At 71.2% G+C, this 16468-nt stretch carries 13 protein-coding genes; 4 read left to right on the top strand and 9 right to left on the bottom strand.

The features are described 5' to 3' along the window. Window positions 1-7: 7 nt before the first annotated feature. From OG975_RS39830 to OG975_RS39795, 8 genes are all read right to left on the bottom strand, one after another. Complete coding sequence (locus OG975_RS39830) at window positions 8-946, bottom strand: LD-carboxypeptidase (RefSeq protein ID WP_406334416.1); 939 nt, start codon at window positions 944-946, stop codon at window positions 8-10. 31 nt (window positions 947-977) lie between these two features. After that, window positions 978-2951, bottom strand: a complete 1974-nt coding sequence (locus tag OG975_RS39825; protein WP_406334415.1) for a prolyl oligopeptidase family serine peptidase — start codon at window positions 2949-2951, stop codon at window positions 978-980. Between the two features lie 9 nt (window positions 2952-2960). Next, a complete protein-coding gene (locus OG975_RS39820; protein WP_406334414.1) occupies window positions 2961-4316 on the bottom strand; it encodes a M20/M25/M40 family metallo-hydrolase in 1356 nt (451 codons plus the stop codon). Beyond that, a complete protein-coding gene (locus OG975_RS39815; RefSeq protein ID WP_406334412.1) occupies window positions 4309-5142 on the bottom strand; it encodes a M55 family metallopeptidase in 834 nt (277 codons plus the stop codon). Before OG975_RS39815 ends, OG975_RS39820 begins: the two co-directional genes overlap by 8 nt. 75 nt (window positions 5143-5217) lie before the next feature. Beyond that, the gene (locus OG975_RS39810; protein ID WP_406334411.1) at window positions 5218-5943 is read right to left on the bottom strand and encodes a class I SAM-dependent methyltransferase; all 726 of its coding nucleotides are present in this window, start codon (window positions 5941-5943) and stop codon (window positions 5218-5220) included. Between the two features lie 173 nt (window positions 5944-6116). Further along, window positions 6117-8579, bottom strand: coding sequence for a SpoIIE family protein phosphatase (locus OG975_RS39805; protein WP_406334409.1), 2463 nt, complete (start codon window positions 8577-8579; stop codon window positions 6117-6119). Window positions 8580-8798: 219 nt separating this feature from the next. Beyond that, window positions 8799-11189 carry an MFS transporter gene (locus OG975_RS39800; RefSeq protein ID WP_406334408.1) on the bottom strand — a complete coding sequence of 797 codons (2391 nt, stop codon included), beginning with the start codon at window positions 11187-11189 and terminating at the stop codon, window positions 8799-8801. 181 nt (window positions 11190-11370) lie between these two features. Continuing rightward, the gene (locus tag OG975_RS39795) at window positions 11371-11814 is read right to left on the bottom strand and encodes an SRPBCC family protein (RefSeq protein WP_406334407.1); all 444 of its coding nucleotides are present in this window, start codon (window positions 11812-11814) and stop codon (window positions 11371-11373) included. Between the two features lie 162 nt (window positions 11815-11976). On the opposite strand from OG975_RS39795, the gene OG975_RS39790 reads away from it, so the two are divergent. From OG975_RS39790 to OG975_RS39775, 4 genes are all read left to right on the top strand, one after another. After that, entirely contained in the window at window positions 11977-13014 is a 1038-nt protein-coding gene (locus tag OG975_RS39790) for an Rv2578c family radical SAM protein (protein ID WP_406334406.1), read from the top strand. Window positions 13015-13236: 222 nt separating this feature from the next. After that, window positions 13237-14820: an alpha/beta hydrolase gene (locus tag OG975_RS39785; RefSeq protein ID WP_406334405.1), complete on the top strand. Its 1584-nt coding sequence runs from the start codon at window positions 13237-13239 to the stop codon at window positions 14818-14820. 60 nt (window positions 14821-14880) lie between these two features. Continuing rightward, window positions 14881-15279 (top strand): RidA family protein, encoded by a 399-nt coding sequence (locus OG975_RS39780; RefSeq protein ID WP_330308597.1) that lies wholly within the window; start codon window positions 14881-14883, stop codon window positions 15277-15279. Between the two features lie 20 nt (window positions 15280-15299). Continuing rightward, on the top strand, window positions 15300-15812 hold the full coding sequence (locus tag OG975_RS39775) for a GNAT family N-acetyltransferase (protein ID WP_406336678.1): 513 nt from the start codon (window positions 15300-15302) through the stop codon (window positions 15810-15812). 74 nt (window positions 15813-15886) lie between these two features. Here OG975_RS39775 and OG975_RS39770 read toward each other — a convergent pair whose 3' ends face one another. Further along, entirely contained in the window at window positions 15887-16459 is a 573-nt protein-coding gene (locus OG975_RS39770) for an adenylosuccinate lyase (protein WP_406334403.1), read from the bottom strand. Window positions 16460-16468: the final 9 nt, after the last annotated feature.

The raw sequence follows: 16468 nt of genomic DNA, 5'->3' as shown, positions 1-16468 counted from the left end.
ACCCTCGTCAGGCGAGCGCGGGCTCGTCCAGCGTCAACGTCCCCGCGTCCGCGTCCAGTTCGGCCTCGACTCCGAACGGAATCGTCAGCGCACCCTCCCCGTGCCCGAACCCGAACTCCTCGACGATCGGCACCCCGAGCCCACCGAGCCGGTCGGCCAGCAGCGCCCGCACCTCCTCGTAGGGCGCGCACTCCGCCCAGGAGCCCAGCAGGATCCCGGCGACCCCGTCGAACCAGCCGGCACGCAGCAGTTGGGTGAGATAGCGGTCCAGGCGGTACGTCTCCTCGCCCACGTCCTCCAGGCAGAGCAGCCCACCCCGGGCGGAGGGCCGGGCGTGCGGGGTGCCCAGGTCGGCGGCGAGCAGAGACAGACACCCGCCGAGCAGGACACCCCGGGCGCGCCCGGGCACGAGAGCGGCCGCCGGGCCGGAGGACGTGATGGTGCGTACCGTCTCCGGCTCGAAGAGCGTCGCCCGCAGATGCTCCTGCGCCCGCGTGTTCTTGATGAAGTCGATACCGGCCGCCATCGGGCCGTGCAGGGTCGCGAGGCCCACGCGGGTCGCGAACGCCTCGTGCAGCGCGGTGATGTCGCTGAACCCGAGGAACACCTTGGGGCGCGCGGCCCGTATCGCGTCCCAGTCGAGGAGGTCGACCATGCGCTGCACCCCGTATCCGCCGCGGGCGCACAGCACCGCGTCCACATCCGGGTCGCACCAGGCGCCTTGGAAGTCGGCGGCCCGGTCGGCGTCCGTGCCCGCCAGGTAGTCGAACTCGCCATGCCGGTCCAGGACGTGGGGCGCCACCACCGGGTCGAGGTCCCAGCCGCGCAGAATGTCGAGGCCCGCCTCCAGCCGCGCCTCCGGCACCGGCCCACTGGGCGCGACGACGGCGACACGGGCTCCGCGGACCAGACGCCCGGGCCGGGTCAGGGGGGTCACTGACGTCACTCGGTGTGCTCCAATTCCTGGGCGACCGGCCTCACTTGGCCAGCTCCAACGTGGGAATGCCGGGCGGGTTCAACCCGAAGACCTGTGCGTACAGCGAGAGTTCGGACTCCAGGACCCGCACCATCGTCTCGGCCCGTCTGAAGCCGTGCCCCTCGCCCTCGAACGCGATGTAGGCATGCGGCACGCGTCGCCCCTCCCCCTCCAGCCGGGCCAGGAACCGCTCGCACTGCGCGGGCGGACAGATGACGTCGTCGAGCCCCTGGAGCAGCAGGAACGGTGCGGTGACCCGGTCGGCGCGCTCGGTGGGCGACCGCTCCGCGTACCGGCCTGGCACCTCCGCGAGCGGCCCGACCAGCGTCTCCAGATACCGCGACTCGAAGTCATGGGTCTCCCCCGAACCCCATCCGACGAGGTCGAGGATCGGATAGAGGATCGTGCCGCAGGCGTACACATCGGTGCTCGTCAGGGACGCGGCCGTGGTCCAGCCGCCCGCGCTGCCCCCGCGGATGGCGAGCCGCCGCCGGTCGGCGGTGCCCTCCTCGGCGAGCGCGTGCGCGACGGCCGCGCAGTCCTCGACGTCGACGACGCCCCACTGCTCGCGCAGCCGGTTGCGGTACTCCCGCCCGTGTCCCGTCGACCCCCCGTAGTTGACCTCCGCGACGCCGATCCCGCGCGAGGTGAAGTAGGCGATCTCCAGGTCGAGGACGAGGGGCGCCCGGCCGGTGGGGCCGCCGTGCGCCCAGACGACGTACGGCGGCAGCTCGTCGCCGGGGGCGACATGGCCGGGGTGGTGCGGTGGATAGATGTGCGCGTGGATCTCGCGCCCCGCGGGCCCGTTGAAGGTGCGGATCTGCGGCTCCGGGTAGTGCGCCGGGTCCACCGGGTCGTCGTGCGCGGCGCCGATCACCCGGGCCCGCCCGGTGCTGGCGTCCAGCTCGACGACCTCGTAGGCGCTGCGGGGGCTGGCGCCGACACCCACGACCCTGCTGCCGTGCGCGGCGAGCGTCGGGGCGAACTCGGTCCAGGGGCCCGCCGCGTCGACGACCTCGCCGGTCTCCGGGTCCAGTATCCCGAGCGCGGTGGCGCCGCGTCCGTGCACGACGGCGATCAGCCCGCTCGCCAGCGGCGCGAACCAGCGGTACCCGATCCGCCACAGCGACCCGCCGAACTCCTCCTCGCGCGGGCAGACGGCCGTCCCCTCGCCGTCCTGGCCGAGCCGGTACAGATTCCACCAGCCGGTGCGGTCACTGACATACAGCAGGGTGCCGTCGGGGGCCCAGTCGGCCTGGACCACGGACTCCTCGGGGCCGCCGGCGACGGACCGCACGGCGTGCAGCGTGCCGTCCTCGGCCACATCCGCCAGGACCACCTCCGTCCCGTCCCACGGCATCCGTGGGTGGTCCCAGGCGAGCCAGGCGGCCTGCCTGCCGTCGGGCGAGATCCGAGGGCCCGTGACGAACCGGTGCCGCCCGTCGGTCAGTTCCCGTACGGCGTCCCGGTTCTGCGCCGCCGATCCGTCCAACGGCACCGCGGCGACGACGCGCCGTACGTCCGTCGGCCCGTCCCCGGTGAACTCCTCAAGGACGCACCACACTTCACCCCGCTCCACCATCAACTGCGGGTCCACCCAGCGCAGTCCCTCGCCCACGGGTGACACGGGGGTCAACGGACGTGGTTCGCCGTCGGCTTCGTACCGATAGAGCCGCTGATCGGCGAAGTTCACGAAGACCACCAGGGGGCCCTCGGGGCGCATGACCCCGGCCCATGGGTGACCGCCGTACTCGATGACGCGGCTGCGTACGTTCCAGGGGGCCGGCAGTACCGGCTCCTCCGTGCCGTCGGCCTTCCGCCGTACGAGTGTGCGCCGCCCGCCTTCCGTGGGCCGGGGCTCGGTCCACCAGGCCTCGTCGCCGACGAAGCCCACGAACTCGGGGTGCCCGTCGTGCGCGGCGGCGAGCGTCGCGTCGATCGGCGAGGGCCACGAACCGTACGCAAGGGTCTGCATCTCGTCCCCCTAGGCCGTGCGCAGAAAGCGGTCGAGGACACGGACGCCGAAGTGGAGCGCCTCGACCGGCACGCGCTCGTCGACGCCGTGGAAGAGGGCCTGGTAGTCGAAGCCCTCCGGAAGCTTCAGGGGCGCGAACCCGTATCCGGTGATGCCGAGGCGCGAGAACTGCTTGGCGTCCGTGCCGCCCGACATGCAGTACGGCACCACATGCCCCTCGGGCGCGAACTCCTCGACGGCCGCGCGCATCTTCACGTACGTCACGGAGTCCACCGGCGCCTGGAGGGCCACCTCGCGGTGGTGGAACTCCCACTCCACGTCCGGTCCGGTGAGCCGGTCGAGGGTCGTGCGGAACTCGTCCTCGCAGCCGTGCAGATAGCGGCCGTCCACATACGCGACGGCCTCCCCCGGAATCACGTTGACCTTGTAACCGGCGCTCAGCATCGTCGGGTTGGCGCTGTTGCGGACGGTCGCCTCGACGAGCGCGGCGGCCGGCCCGAGCTTGTCCAGGAGGGTGTCCATGCCTTCGGGGTCCGCGAGGTCGCCGTCGATGCCGTAGAGGGCGGCGAGTTCGGTCAGTGCGGCGCGCACGGTCGGGGTGAGCCGCAGCGGCCACTCGTACGCCCCGATCCGGGCGATCGCGGCGGCGAGTCGCGTCACCGCGTTGCTCCGGTTCACCTTGGAGCCGTGCCCGGCACGCCCACGTGCGGTGAGCTTGAGCCAGCCGGTGCCGCGCTCGCCCGCGGCGATCGGATACAACTGCCTGCCGCCACCGTCGTGGAAGGTGAAGGCCCCCGACTCGCTGACGCCCTCGGTGCAGCCCTCGAAGAGACCGGGGTGCTCGTCGGCGAGGAACCCCGAGCCGTCCTCGGCGCTCGCCTCCTCGTCGGCGGTGAACGCGATGACGATGTCACGGCGAGGCCGTACCCCACCGCGCGCCCAGTCACGGACGACGGCCAGGATCATCGCGTCCATGTTCTTCATGTCGACCGCGCCGCGCCCCCAGACGACCCCGTCGCGGATCTCCCCGGAGAACGGGTGCACGCTCCAGTCCTCCGCCTGCGCGGGCACGACGTCCAGATGGCCGTGGACGAGCAGCGCGTCGGCGGACGGATCGGTGCCCTCGATGCGGGCGACGACGTTCGTACGCCCCTTCGTACGCTCCAGGAGTGTGGGTTCCAGGCCCGCTTCGGCCAGCCGCGCGGCGGCGTACTCGGCGGCCGGGCGCTCCTGGCAGTCCCCGCCGCCGTGGTTGGTCGTGTCGATCCGGATGAGATCGGAGGTGAACCGGACGACTTCGTCGAGAGCGAGTGAGTCGTCGCCGAGAGCCGGCGCGTCATCGTCGAGAGCGTGTGCGTCAGCCATACTGCTCCTCCACCGCGGCCGAGACGATCGTGGTGACCGCCTTGAAGGTACGAATCCCCTCGTACATGGTGTCGCTGGTGTACGCCACCTTGCGCTCCCCGATGCGCTCGACACCGGGCACGACGGTGGCGGCCATCGACAGGTGCTCGGCGTCGAACTCCATCGAGATCGTGAACGGGCCGCCGACGACCGGCTCGTGACGCACCGCCAGCGAGGCGGCCTCCTTGGCGGCGGCCCGGATCTCGGCGGCCGTCCTGGAGGGCGTTCGGCACACGGCCGCGTAGCGGGACACATGGTCCTTGACGGCGACCTTCAGCGCCTCGGGGGCGTACCCCAGCGCGTCCTCGCAGGCCACGTCGTCGCCGGTGACCAGGACGACCGGCACCCCGTACTCGGCGACGACGTGCGCGTTGAGCAGCCCCTCGCTGGCCCGTATGTCGTTGACCCATACGCCGGTGAGGGAGTTCGCGAGGTAGGTGTGCGCGAGGACGCCCTCCATGCCGGCGCCCGCGTGATAGCCGACGAAGGCGATGCCGTCCACGTCGTCGTGCTGCACTCCCTCCACCATGGACAGCGATTTGTGCCGCCCGGTGAGCATCTCCGCTCTCTGGTCCAGCCGCTCAAGGAGCAGGTTCCGCATGGTCCAGTGGGCTTCGTTGATGAGCACCTCGTCGGCGCCGCCGTCGAAGAAGCCGAGCACGGCGGCGTTCACGTCCGAGGTGAACATCGAGCGGCACCGCTCCCACTGCGGAGTCCCCGGCAGCACGTCGGCCGGCCAGGTCACACCCGTGGCGCCTTCCATGTCGGCGCTGATGAGGATCTTCATGCTCGAAACCGTACGCGCTTCGGCCCGGGCCCGGCAGAGCCTGTGGATAAGTCTCACCGGCCCAGACCACTGACATCACCCGGTACGCCCCGCCACCAGCCACTTCGACGGCAGTTCGATACGCGAGCCGTCGGCCGTGTACTCGGTCGTGACCAGGGGGGTTTCGCCGCTCGCGAGGACCGTGAGGCCCGCGGCGCGGAGGTACTCGGGGACGGCGGCGTCCGCGACCTCGCCGGGGGCGATGCCGTGCCGGAAGACCGGGGCGAGCTTGGGTGGCGGGCCGTCGGCGCTCTGTGCAAGGCCCCTCAGCACCAGTCCCGCGGCCTCGGCGAGTTCGACGAGGAAGACCCGGCCGCGCTCCCCCACCAGCGTCGCCAGGCCGTCCACCAACGGCTGCCGGTCGTCCGGCTCGGCCTGGTGGAGCACACCCCGCATATAGAGGTTGGCGTCGCCGAGCTCCGCGTGCAGCGTCTGCGCCTCGGTCTTCTCGGCCGCGTCGAGCAGCCGGTACACGGCCTGCCCCGCCGGGTCGGCGTGGCGGGCGTGGTCCAGCGCCGCGGCCGACAGGTCGGCGCCGACGACGTGCGGGAAGCGGTCGGCCAGAAAGCGGGTCTGGGTGCCGTTGCCGCAGCCCAGGTCCACGACCGGCAGGCCGGGAGCGGCCAAGTACGGTTCGAAGAGGGCGAGATGAACGCCGACGGTCAGCGCGGGCTCGGAGTCCCAGAAGACCGCCCCCTGTTCGTCGGAGGCCTCGCTCCAGAAGCCCTCCCAGGCTTGCCTGTACCGGCTCGTCACACTCATGCCCGCTCCCCAGGTTGCGACCTCGGCCCGCCGGGACCTGGCAGGCCAGATCGGTCTATCGCGCCCGGCGCGAAGCGACAAGCGGGCGGCGCATTCCTTCACGGCTCATTCGATACCCGTACGCCCTCGCACACCGCGTGCGCCCCGCCCTTCCCGGGCGGCGCGGGAACACGTCAGCGACGCGGGAGCGTCAGTTCGAACCACACGGTCTTGCCCGCGCTGGTCCGGCTGGTCCCCCACTCGCGGGCCAGCGTGCTGACGACGCGCAGGCCGCGCCCGAACTCGTCGCCGGGTCCCGCGCTGAGCAGCGTCGGCAGCGTGTGGTCGTCGTCGTCCACCTCGCACAGCAGGGTGTCGCCCCGGACGAGCCGCAGCTCTATCTGACGGCTGTGCGCATGCCGTACGGCATTGGTGACCAGCTCACTGACCATCTGCTCGGCGCTGTCGGCGAGGCCTGCCAGGCCCCACACATGCAGCTGTTCGCGTACCACCGCGCGTGCCCTGCCCACTTCGATCGGGTCCAGCGACAGCCGCCACTCGGCGACGGCTTCGGAGGCGATGCCGTTGAGCCGGGCCATCAGCAGGGCGACGTCGTCCTTGCGGCCACCACGGGTGTTGAGCGCTCTGATGATGGTGTCGCAGGCGTCGTCCATGGACGCGGCCGGGTGGGCCGCGGACTCGCAGAGCGTCGCGAGGCCGACGCCGATGTCCTCGCCGCGCACCTCGACCAGTCCGTCGGTGCACATCACGAGCCGGTCGCCGGGCGCCACACGCACGCGCTCCGCCTCGAAGGGCACTCCGCCGACTCCGATGGGCGCGCCCGTCGGCAGTTCGAGCAGCTCGCTGCGTCCGTCCTCGGCACGGACCAGAACGGGTGGGATGTGGCCCGCGTTGGCGATCTGCAGCTCCCCGGCGATGGGGTCGTAGACGGCGTACAGACAGGTCGCGAGGTAGTTGTCGCCCAGCCGTTGGGCCAGGTCGTCCAGGTTGCGCAGCAGCTGGGCGGGCGGCAGGTCGAGCGCGGCCATGGTCTGGACCGCGGTGCGCAACTGGCCCATCATCGCGGCCGAGTTGAGGCCGTGGCCCATCACGTCGCCGACGACCAGGGCGGTGCGCGAGCCGGGCAGCTTCACCGAGTCGAACCAGTCACCGCCGACGCGCCCGAGGAGCGTGCCGGGCAGATAGCGGGTCGCGATGTCACAGCCGGCCATGCGGGGCGCGATGTGCGGCAGCATGCTGTCCTGGAGGGTCTCGGCGACGCTCTCCTGGTAGGTGTACATGCGCGCGTTGTCGAGCACGAGGCCCGCGCGGGCGGCCAGTTCGGCGCCGGTGACCCGGTCCATGTCATTGAACTCGACGCGCTCGGGGTGGCGCAGCAGGATCATGAACCCGAGGACCACATTGCGGGCCTTCAGGGGCACGACCAGCATGGAGCGGTTGGTGATGAGCGGCCTGATGTCGCGCTTCTCGAACTGCGCGGCGATCATGTGCCCCATCTGTTCACTGATGTGCGGCACGAGGACGGGCTCACCGGTGGTCATGCACTGGAAGAACGGTGTGTGCGCCGGAAAGGGCATGGCCTCGCCGACCGGCACGACGTCGTCCCAGCGGCCGGGCTCGTCCGTGTGCTCCAGGGCAACCCGGTGCCACATGGTGGTGGTGTCGGGTACCCCTTCGGGGAAACCCTCACCGGCGACGACCTGTTCGCGCAGGTATGTGCCCGCCACATCCGTGAAGCGCGGCACGACGGCGCGGCTGACCTCGAGAATGGTCTGGGTCAGGTCGAGGGAGGTGCCGATGCGGCCGCTGACGTCGTTGAGGAATTCCAGGCGCTCGCGCACGGCGACGTATTCGAGGTCCTCGCCGTCGTCCACGACGTCCTGCGGCACGGGCGCGCCGGAGGCCGCCGCGCGGGCGGCCCGCTCACGGCGCGCCTTGCGCTCGGTCCGCCGGGGCACACCCCAGTCGGGGGTGACGGGCACCCGGTCGTTCTGGCTGAACTCCAGGACGGGATAGCCCAGTTCCAGTACCTGCGCGACGATGCGGGCGCTCTCGCCCACGCTCATGCTGGGCAGAATCTCGGGGAGCCGGCGGGCCAGCGCCTCGGCACCGGGGAAGTCGGTGTGCAGCGCGAAGCCGGGCGCGATGCGCTCGACGGCCGCCCCGTCGCTGCCGTCGCCCTCGTGGCGCATCGCGGCCGCGTCGGCGGCGAGCACCAGCAGCCGCTCCCGTCCGGGCCCCACCAGGGGATAGGCCCACCACAGGACGTCGATCCGGTCGTGACCGGCCGCCGTGAGGCGGGCCCGCCCGGCGGCCGGGTAGGAGAGCCGTCCGTCGAGGGAGGACTCCAGGTCGGGGCCGAGTCCGTCGTACGCCGCGTAGGCCCCGTAGGGCGCTGTGTCGTCGTCCTCGGGGAGCGCGCCCGAGACGGGGAGCAGGTCGACGGCGGGGCGGCCCACCGCGTCCTCCTTGGGGGCGCCGAACAGGCGCCTGGCGCCGGTGCTCCAGTGCGAGACGAGACCGTCACGGTCCACGGTCACCACGGCCAGCGGGATGCGGCCGACGGCGGCGTGCTCCGCCGCGCCGTTGCCAGCTTCACGGCTGGGAGCTGCGCCCGCTTCGGTGCCACGGTCCATGGCCCAGGCCCTTTCTTCCCACGGCTCCGCAAGATCTGTGCCGCCTCCACTACCGTACGGCGGTGGCCCGTTGCCATGTGTGGCAATACGGGAATTGACCTCTCCGGGGGCGGCTCCGGCGCACGGCGGGCCGCCTCACGCCCCACCCGCCCGGTCCGTCACGCCCCCATCCCCAGTGGTCTCATCCCGTCTTGTCTCCCTGGTCTTGTCCAGTCCTCCCTAGTCTTCATGCCCCAGTTGCAAGTCCCGTTCCGTCCTGCCGCCCCCGGCTACCTGGAGCACGGTGGCCACCGGCGGATAGCCGGCCGCGATGACGGTGTACTCGCCGGAGGACAGGTCGACGAACCGGAACGTTCCCTCAGCGCCCGTGGTGAGCGTGTCCACCACATTGCCCGCGGCGTCCAGGAGCGTCACGCGCGCGTCCTCGACGGGCCGTCCGCCGCCCGCCCGTACGGTGCCGCGCAGCACGGCGCCGCCGGCGAGTTCGACGTCCTGGCGGGTCTCGCGGGCGGCCTGGACGGTGACCGGGAGCGCGGCCGGGCGGAACGCGGGGGCGCTGGCGGCGAGGGTGTACTCGCCCGCCACCAGCTCCGTGATGACATAGCCGCCTTCGCGCCCACTGCGGGTGGTGGCCACCACCTCGCCGTGCACATTGGTGAGCGTGACGGTGGCCTCGCGCACCGGGGTGCCGTCCGCGGTCAGCACGCTTCCGGCGAGGCGTCCGGCGCCGCCGAGCACGACGTCCAGCTCCACGGGACGTTCGCCGACGGTCACCGAGACGGCCTGCGGCTGGTGGCCGCCCGCCGCGGCGATCAGGATGTACGACCCCGAGCCGGGCGTGGACAGCGCGTACCGCCCGTCCTCACCGCTGGCGCCCCGGCCGATCTGCTGTCCCGCGACGTCGATGAGGGTGAGCGCGGCGCGTGGCACGACGGTGCCGTCGGGGTGCTGCACCGTGCCGCAGACGGGAATCCCGGCGGCGTACGCCGAACGGGCGTGCGGAATCTGGGCGTTCACCTGCGCGGACTCCGGGTCGGCGGTGGGAGCGTTGTGGGACACCAGCGGTTTCTCCTTGAGGAAGAAGGCGATGAGCAGGCCGAGAACGAGCACCGGCACCAGGTAGAGGAAGATCCGCGGCATGGCGTCCGCGTAGGCACCGATGTAGTCGTCACGCAGGGCGGCGGGCATCGCGTGGACGAGCTGGGGGGTGATGGACTTGGAGTCCGGAATTCCGGTGCCCGCGCGCGCGGGGAGGCGATCGGCGAGCGCGTCGGCGAGCCGGCCCGCGAAGAGCGTGCCGAAGACGGCGGCTCCGACGCTGCCGCCGATCTGCCGGAAGTAGTTGTTGGCACTGGTCGCGGTACCGAGGTCGGCCGGGCGTACGGAGTTCTGCACGGCGAGGACCAGAACCGGCATCACCATGCCGATGCCCGCGCCCAGCACGGCCATCCAGATGCTGTAGTGCAGGCGTGGCGTGTCGGCTTCGAGGCGCGACAGCAGCCACATGCCGACGGCGGAGAGGGCGCTGCCGAGGACCGGGTAGACCTTGTAGCGGCCGGTGCGGCTGATGAGTTGCCCGGAGACGACCGAGGTGCCGACGATGCCGCCCATCATGGGGAGCATCAGGAGCCCGGACTCGGTGGCGCTGGCCCCGTCGACCATCTGAAGGAACGTGGGCAGGTAACTGGCGGCTCCGAAGAGGGCCACGCCGATGACCAGGCCCACCAGCGCGGTGACGTTGAAGACCCCGTCCCTGAACAGCCGCAGCGGGATGAGGGGTTCGGCCGCGAAACGCTCGGCGACGAAGAAGAGGACCGTCGCGGCGAGCGCGCCCGCCCCGAGCCCCAGGATGACCCGCGAGCCCCACGCGTACTCGGTGCCGCCCCAACTGGTGAGCAGCACCACGCACGTTGAAGCGGCGGCGAGGAGCACTACCCCGAGCAGGTCGACGCGTCCCCTGGCGGTGGGCTTCGGCAGCCTCAGTACGACGGTGACGACGGCCAGCGTCACCAGGCCGAAGGGCACGTTGATGTAGAAACACCACCTCCAGGAGAGGTGGTCCGTGAAGTAGCCGCCCAGTAGAGGGCCGGCAACGGAGGCGAGGCCGAACGCGGCTCCGATCAGGCCCATGAAGCGGCCGCGTTCGCGCGGGGGCACGATGTCCGCGATGATCGCCTGCACGCCGATCATGAGGCCGCCCGCGCCGATGCCCTGGATCGCGCGGAAGGCGATCAACTCGTCCATGGTGCGCGACCATCCGGCGAGCGCCGAGCCGACGACGAAGACGGCGATCGCGAACTGGAAGACGCCCTTGCGGCCGAAGAGGTCGCCGAACTTGCCGTAGACGGGGAGTCCGACGGTGGAGGTGAGCAGATAGGCGGTGATCGCCCAGGACATCTTGTCCAGGCCGTGCAGCTCCCCGACGATCTTCGGGAGCGCGGTGGCCACGATCATCTGGTCCAGGGCTGCGAGCAGCAGGGCGAGCATGAGTCCGAAGAAGACCAACCGCACCTGGCGCGGTCCGAGTTGGACAGGCCCGGCCGGCGCCTCAGTGGATTTCTGCGGGGGCGCGGCAGCCGGTTGGTCCTTCACCAGAGTGATCCCGCCCACGTACCGCTCCCCTCGTCGCGCCTACTGCACAATTCCCGCTTATCGCGACAACTGCGAGTAAGCGCGACGAGTTACGGCGTACCGTCGCACGACAGGGAGATCCACTCGAAACGGTGAGGGCGCAACACGCCCTGGAGAGTTGCCTCTTGGACGGTGCGCCCTCGCGGAGTCGCCTCTTGGGCTACTTCTCCACCTCGGTGGCGAGCTTGTCGAGCACCGCGTCGTAGATCCGGCCGAGTCCCTTGGGCGCGAAGGTCCTCTCGAAGAAGCCGCCGACGCCGCCCGCGCCGTTCCAGACGGTGCTGATCACGACACGCGACTTACCCTCGCCGGCCGGGGTGACCCGCCAGGTGGTGACCATCGAGGAGTTGCGGTCCTTCTCGACGAGCTCGCCGTCGGTGGGCTCGGTGACTTCGAGCAGGCAGTCACGGACGCGCTTGCTGGTGGCCTGGAGCTTCCAGTGGACGAGGGTGCCCTCACCGTCGCCGCCCTCACGCACCTCGTACTCACTGAAGTGCTCGGGCAGCAGCTTCGCCCGCGTGCCGCTGTAGTCGGCCAGGGCGTCGAACACCGCCTCCGCGTCCGCCGCGATGACCCGCTCCGTCGTGGCCTCGACCTGCGCCATGGCACTTCCTCCAGCAATTGGTTCCTCGGGGGTGTGCGGCCAGCCAACCACCAGGCGGTCGAGCCACCCAAATCGGGGGTCCCGGTAGGGCACGAAAAACGAGGTCGCACGATCAAGGGAACATGTGTTCTATTCTGTGGCCAGTGCTATCGAGGAGGCGTCATGCGCTGGGAGAACCTCACAGTGGGCCCCGCCGGGGACCCCGCTACGGACGCCGCGCTGTTCGGCGCGGACGCGGTGACCACCCGCACCTTCGACACTCCGGAGTTCCGCGGGATCACCTTCCACGAGATCCGGGCGCGGTCGATCGTGAACCGGGTGCCGGGGGCTTCCCGGATGCCCTTCGAGTGGACGGTCAACCCCTATCGGGGGTGCACGCACGCGTGCGTCTACTGCTTCGCACGCAAGACGCACAGCTATCTGGACCTCGACACGGGACTCGACTTCGACTCGCAGATCGTGGTGAAGGTCAACGCGCCGGACCTGTTGCGCCGCCAGCTCGCCTCGCGCCGCTGGCACGGCGAGCACATCGCGATGGGCACCAACGTCGACTGTTATCAGCGGGCGGAGGGCCGCTACCGGCTGATGCCCGGGATCATCGCGGCCCTGCGCGACCACGCGAACCCCTTCTCGATCCTGACGAAGGGCACGCTGATCCTGCGCGACCTCGACCTCCTGAAGCAGGCCTCCGAGGTCACCGACGTCGGCATCTCCGTCTCCGTGGGCTTCACCGACCCCGAGCTGTGGCGCACCGTCGAGCCGGGCACACCGGCCCCGGAGCGCCGCCTGGACGTCGTGCGCACCCTGACCGACCACGGCATCGGCTGCGGCGTCCTGATGGCCCCCGTGATCCCCTTCCTGGGCGACCATCCGGCCCAGCTGCGCGCCACCGTACGCGCCATCGCGGCCTCCGGCGCCACCTCGGTGACGCCACTGGTGCTGCACCTTCGGCCCGGCGCCCGCGAGTGGTTCATGGCCTGGCTGGAGCACCACCACCCGTACCTCGTACGCCGTTACGAGCGGCTGTACGCCGAGGGCGCCTACGCCCCGAAGTGGTACCAGCGCCGGATCACCCGTCAGGTCCACGAGCTGGCCCAGGAGTACGGCATCGGTCCCGCGCGCGCGGGGATGCCCCGCAGGATCACCGCCCCCGCCGAGCCGCCCGCGCCCCAGGAGCCGACCCAGCTCACGCTGCTCTGACGACTCCTTCGAAGCCGCTCGGCCGACGTCCCTGAACACTTCAGACGACGTCCGTGAACACTTCCGACGGCATCCGAAACACTTCTGACGGCATCCGAGCGCATCCCGCGACGCAATCGGGTCAAGTCTTGCCAGAACGGGTTCTTCCGGCCCCCCTCTCCGGGACGATGCGGCGAAGGCCGTGGCGTGCACGGCTCAGAATCCTCCGTCCTGGGAGGCCTTGTGAAGAAACGCGCAGCTGCTCTGTGCGGAGCTGCCGCCGTGGTGGCCGGGATGATCACGTCGATCCCCGCCGACGCGAGCGCCGGCTCCGCGACCGCACCGCGCACCACCCAGACCGCGAAGCCCACCTGGAAGAAGTGCGGCACCAGCGCCTATCCGACGCTGCAGTGCGCCTCACTGAAGGTGCCGCTGGACCACTCGCACCCCAGCGGCCCGCAGATCACACTGGCGCTCTCGCGCGTTCCGCACACCGCGAAGACGTACCAGGGGCCGCTGCTCGTGAACCCCGGCGGTCCCGGCGGCAGCGGGCTCAAGCTGGCCGGCTTCGTGGCGTCCTCGCTGCCGAAGAAGGTGGCCGCGCAGTACGACGTCATCGGCTTCGACCCCCGTGGCGTGGGCGCGAGCAAGCCCGCCCTGGACTGCATGCCCGGGCACTTCAACGCGGTACGCCCCGACACCGTGCCCAGCACCCCGGCCATAGAGAAGGCCAACCTGGACCGCGCCAAGGCCTTCGCCGATGCGTGCGGCAAGAAGTACGCGAGCGTGCTGCCCTACATCGACACGGTGAGCGCGGTCCAGGACATGGACTCGATCCGCGGCTCTCTCGGCGCCGAGAAGATCAACTACTTCGGGTACTCGTACGGCACCTACCTCGGCGCCGTGTACGCGAGGCTCTATCCGAACCGCGTACGCCGCCTGGTCCTGGACTCCATCGTCGACCCCAGCGGCGTCTGGTACGACGACAACATCGGTCAGGACTACGCCTTCAACGACCGCCACCTGGCCTTCCTGGCCTGGGTCGCCAAGCACAACGCGACGTACAAGCTCGGCACCGACCCGGCCAAGGTCGAGACCAAGTGGTACGCGATGCGCGCGGCGCTCGCCAAGAAGCCCGCACAGAAGAAGGTGGGCGCCTCCGAACTGGAGGACACCTACATCCCCGGCGGCTACTACAACGGCTACTGGCCCTACCTCGCCGAGGCGTTCGCGGCCTATGTGAACGACAAGAACACGGACCCGCTCGTCGAGGCGTACGACAACTTCGGCGCCGTCGACGCCTCGGGCGACAACGGCTACAGCGTCTACACCGCGGTGCAGTGCCGTGACACCTCCTGGTCGCACGACTGGAACCGGTGGCGCGCGGACAACTGGGCGGTGTACGACAAGGCGCCGCTGATGACCTGGAACAACGCCTGGTACAATGCACCGTGCGCCTTCTGGCCGACGGAATCGCTCCAGCCGGTGGACGTCTCCAACGACGCCCTGCCGCCGACACTGCTGTTCCAGGCCACGAACGACGCGGCCACCCCGTACGAAGGCGGTGTCACCGTCCATCAGCAGCTGCGCGGCTCCAGCCTGGTCGTCGAACAGGGCGGCGGGAACCACGGCATCACGCTGAGCGGGAACACCTGCCTGGACAAGTACCTGGCGGCCTATCTGACCGACGGCAAGGTGCCGCACAGCGGTGGCGAGATCGACGCGGTGTGCGAGACACTGCCCGACCCGGAGCCGCTGAGCACCAAGGCGGCATCCACCTCCTCGCGCGGCTCGGCGCTGCACGGACTGCTCGGCTTCCGGGGCTGAACCCTCCCCGAGCGGCGGCCCGTCGGGGGCGTTGTCAGACCCATGGTCCACCATGGACGCATGAGTGAGCTGACGCGCATTTCCGCCCCCGACGGGGTCGCCCCCGCGACCGCGTACACGCACGTCGTCATGGGCACGGGCCGCTTCGTCGCGGTCTCGGGCCAGCTCGCCCTGGACGAGGACGGCAAGCTCGTCGGCGAGGGCGACCCGGACGCGCAGGCCCGCCAGGTCTTCGAGAACCTGCGCCGGTGCCTCGCCGCCGCGGGGGCCACGTTCGACGACGTCGTCAAACTCACCTTCTTCGTCACGGACATGGCTCACATGCCGGCCGTCCGCGCCGCCCGGGACGCGCACATACCCGCCGACCGCCTCCCGGCCGCGTCCGCGGTCCAGGTCGCCGCGCTGGTCCGCCCGGAGTTCCTCATGGAGATCGAGGCGTATGCGGTGGTCGGCGAGTGAGCGGACTCCGTGTCCGTGAGATGACCCTGGACGACTGCCGACGCGTGGCCGAGATCCGCGTCCGGGGCTGGCAGAGCGCGTACAAGGGGCTGATACCGCAGCCTTACCTCGACGCGCTCAGCGTGGACGAGGACGAGACACGGCGACGCGCGCGCTTCGAGCAGGGCGACGGCGACGTGGTGAACCTGGTCGCGGAGCAGGACGGCGAGGTGGTCGGCTGGGCCTGCCACGGGCCGTACCGGGACGGCGAAGTCCGCGCCGAGGACGTCGAGTTGTACGCGATCTATGTGTGTCCCGACCGGGTCGGAGAGGGCGTGGGGCGCGCGCTGCTGAGCGAGTCGGCCGCCCGGAGTGCGGCGGCCGGGCACGGGCGGATGCTGCTGTGGGTGCTCAAGGAGAACACCCCGGCCCGCCGCTTCTACGAGCGGGCCGGTTTCGGTCCCGACGGTGCCGAAGAGCCCTTCGAGGTGGACGGGGTCGCGGTGCCCGAGGTGCGGTACGTGCGCGCGCTCACCGGCGTGGGCATCGGCTGACCCGCGCCCGGGGTTTCGCATCCACGCATGCTTGGCGACCGGCGCATCGGTAGCCGGGCGAGCTTGGCCGTGCCCTACTCCTTGGGCAGCCACGCCAGCGCACGCACGGCCGCCTCCGCGAGTGCCGGATGCGCCAGCGCCTCGTTCAGGACAGGTCTCGCGCGTGCGTCCCCCAGGGCTCCCAGTCCCTCGACGCACGCGAGCGCGACCCTGCGGTACGGGTCGTGCGGGCGCAGCCTGCGCTCCAGGGTGGTGATCAGCGCGGGCACGGCCTCGGGGGCGCGCAGCTCGACCAGGAGCCGTACCGGGTGGAGCGCGTAGGCGACGCGCAGCTCGTTGGTGGCGAGCGCGGCCGCCGCGCGGGCCGTACGGGGGTCGCCGAGCCGGGCCAGGGCGTGGGCGGCGGACGCGCAGCGCTGCGGGTCGCGGTGGTTGAGCAGCAGGACGAGCGCCTCGAAGGCCCGCCGGTCGCCGGCGACCCCGAGCCGGAAGGCGACCAACTCCCGGGCCCACAGCGGCTGTCCGGGCTCCGTCAGCGAGGCCGCGAGCTCTTCGGGGTCCTCGGCCGCCACAAGCCGCTCGTACACCGCCGAGCCCCCGGCCTCGCTCCGTACACGTTCCGTGAGTGATCGCAACGCTTCGTCCATGGCGGCGAG

This window comes from Streptomyces sp. NBC_00203, assembly GCF_045206325.1.
Classification (GTDB): Bacteria; Actinomycetota; Actinomycetes; order Streptomycetales; family Streptomycetaceae; genus Streptomyces; species Streptomyces lutosisoli.
The sequence above is the reverse complement of the archived record's forward strand: the minus strand, read 5'-3'. Positions and strand labels throughout refer to the sequence as shown.

What these genes read in the sequence shown, in the direction of transcription:
- OG975_RS39825 (WP_406334415.1), bottom strand. Translation starts at nt 2,951, where the DNA reads ATGCAGACCCTTGCGTACGGTTCGTGGCCCTCGCCGATCGACGCGACG.
- OG975_RS39820 (WP_406334414.1), bottom strand. Translation starts at nt 4,316, where the DNA reads ATGGCTGACGCACACGCTCTCGACGATGACGCGCCGGCTCTCGGCGAC.
- OG975_RS39815 (WP_406334412.1), bottom strand. Translation starts at nt 5,142, where the DNA reads ATGAAGATCCTCATCAGCGCCGACATGGAAGGCGCCACGGGTGTGACC.
- OG975_RS39810 (WP_406334411.1), bottom strand. Translation starts at nt 5,943, where the DNA reads ATGAGTGTGACGAGCCGGTACAGGCAAGCCTGGGAGGGCTTCTGGAGC.
- OG975_RS39805 (WP_406334409.1), bottom strand. Translation starts at nt 8,579, where the DNA reads ATGGACCGTGGCACCGAAGCGGGCGCAGCTCCCAGCCGTGAAGCTGGC.
- OG975_RS39795 (WP_406334407.1), bottom strand. Translation starts at nt 11,814, where the DNA reads ATGGCGCAGGTCGAGGCCACGACGGAGCGGGTCATCGCGGCGGACGCG.
- OG975_RS39790 (WP_406334406.1), top strand. Translation starts at nt 11,977, where the DNA reads ATGCGCTGGGAGAACCTCACAGTGGGCCCCGCCGGGGACCCCGCTACG.
- OG975_RS39780 (WP_330308597.1), top strand. Translation starts at nt 14,881, where the DNA reads ATGAGTGAGCTGACGCGCATTTCCGCCCCCGACGGGGTCGCCCCCGCG.
- OG975_RS39775 (WP_406336678.1), top strand. Translation starts at nt 15,300, where the DNA reads ATGACCCTGGACGACTGCCGACGCGTGGCCGAGATCCGCGTCCGGGGC.
- OG975_RS39770 (WP_406334403.1), bottom strand. Translation starts at nt 16,459, where the DNA reads ATGGACGAAGCGTTGCGATCACTCACGGAACGTGTACGGAGCGAGGCC.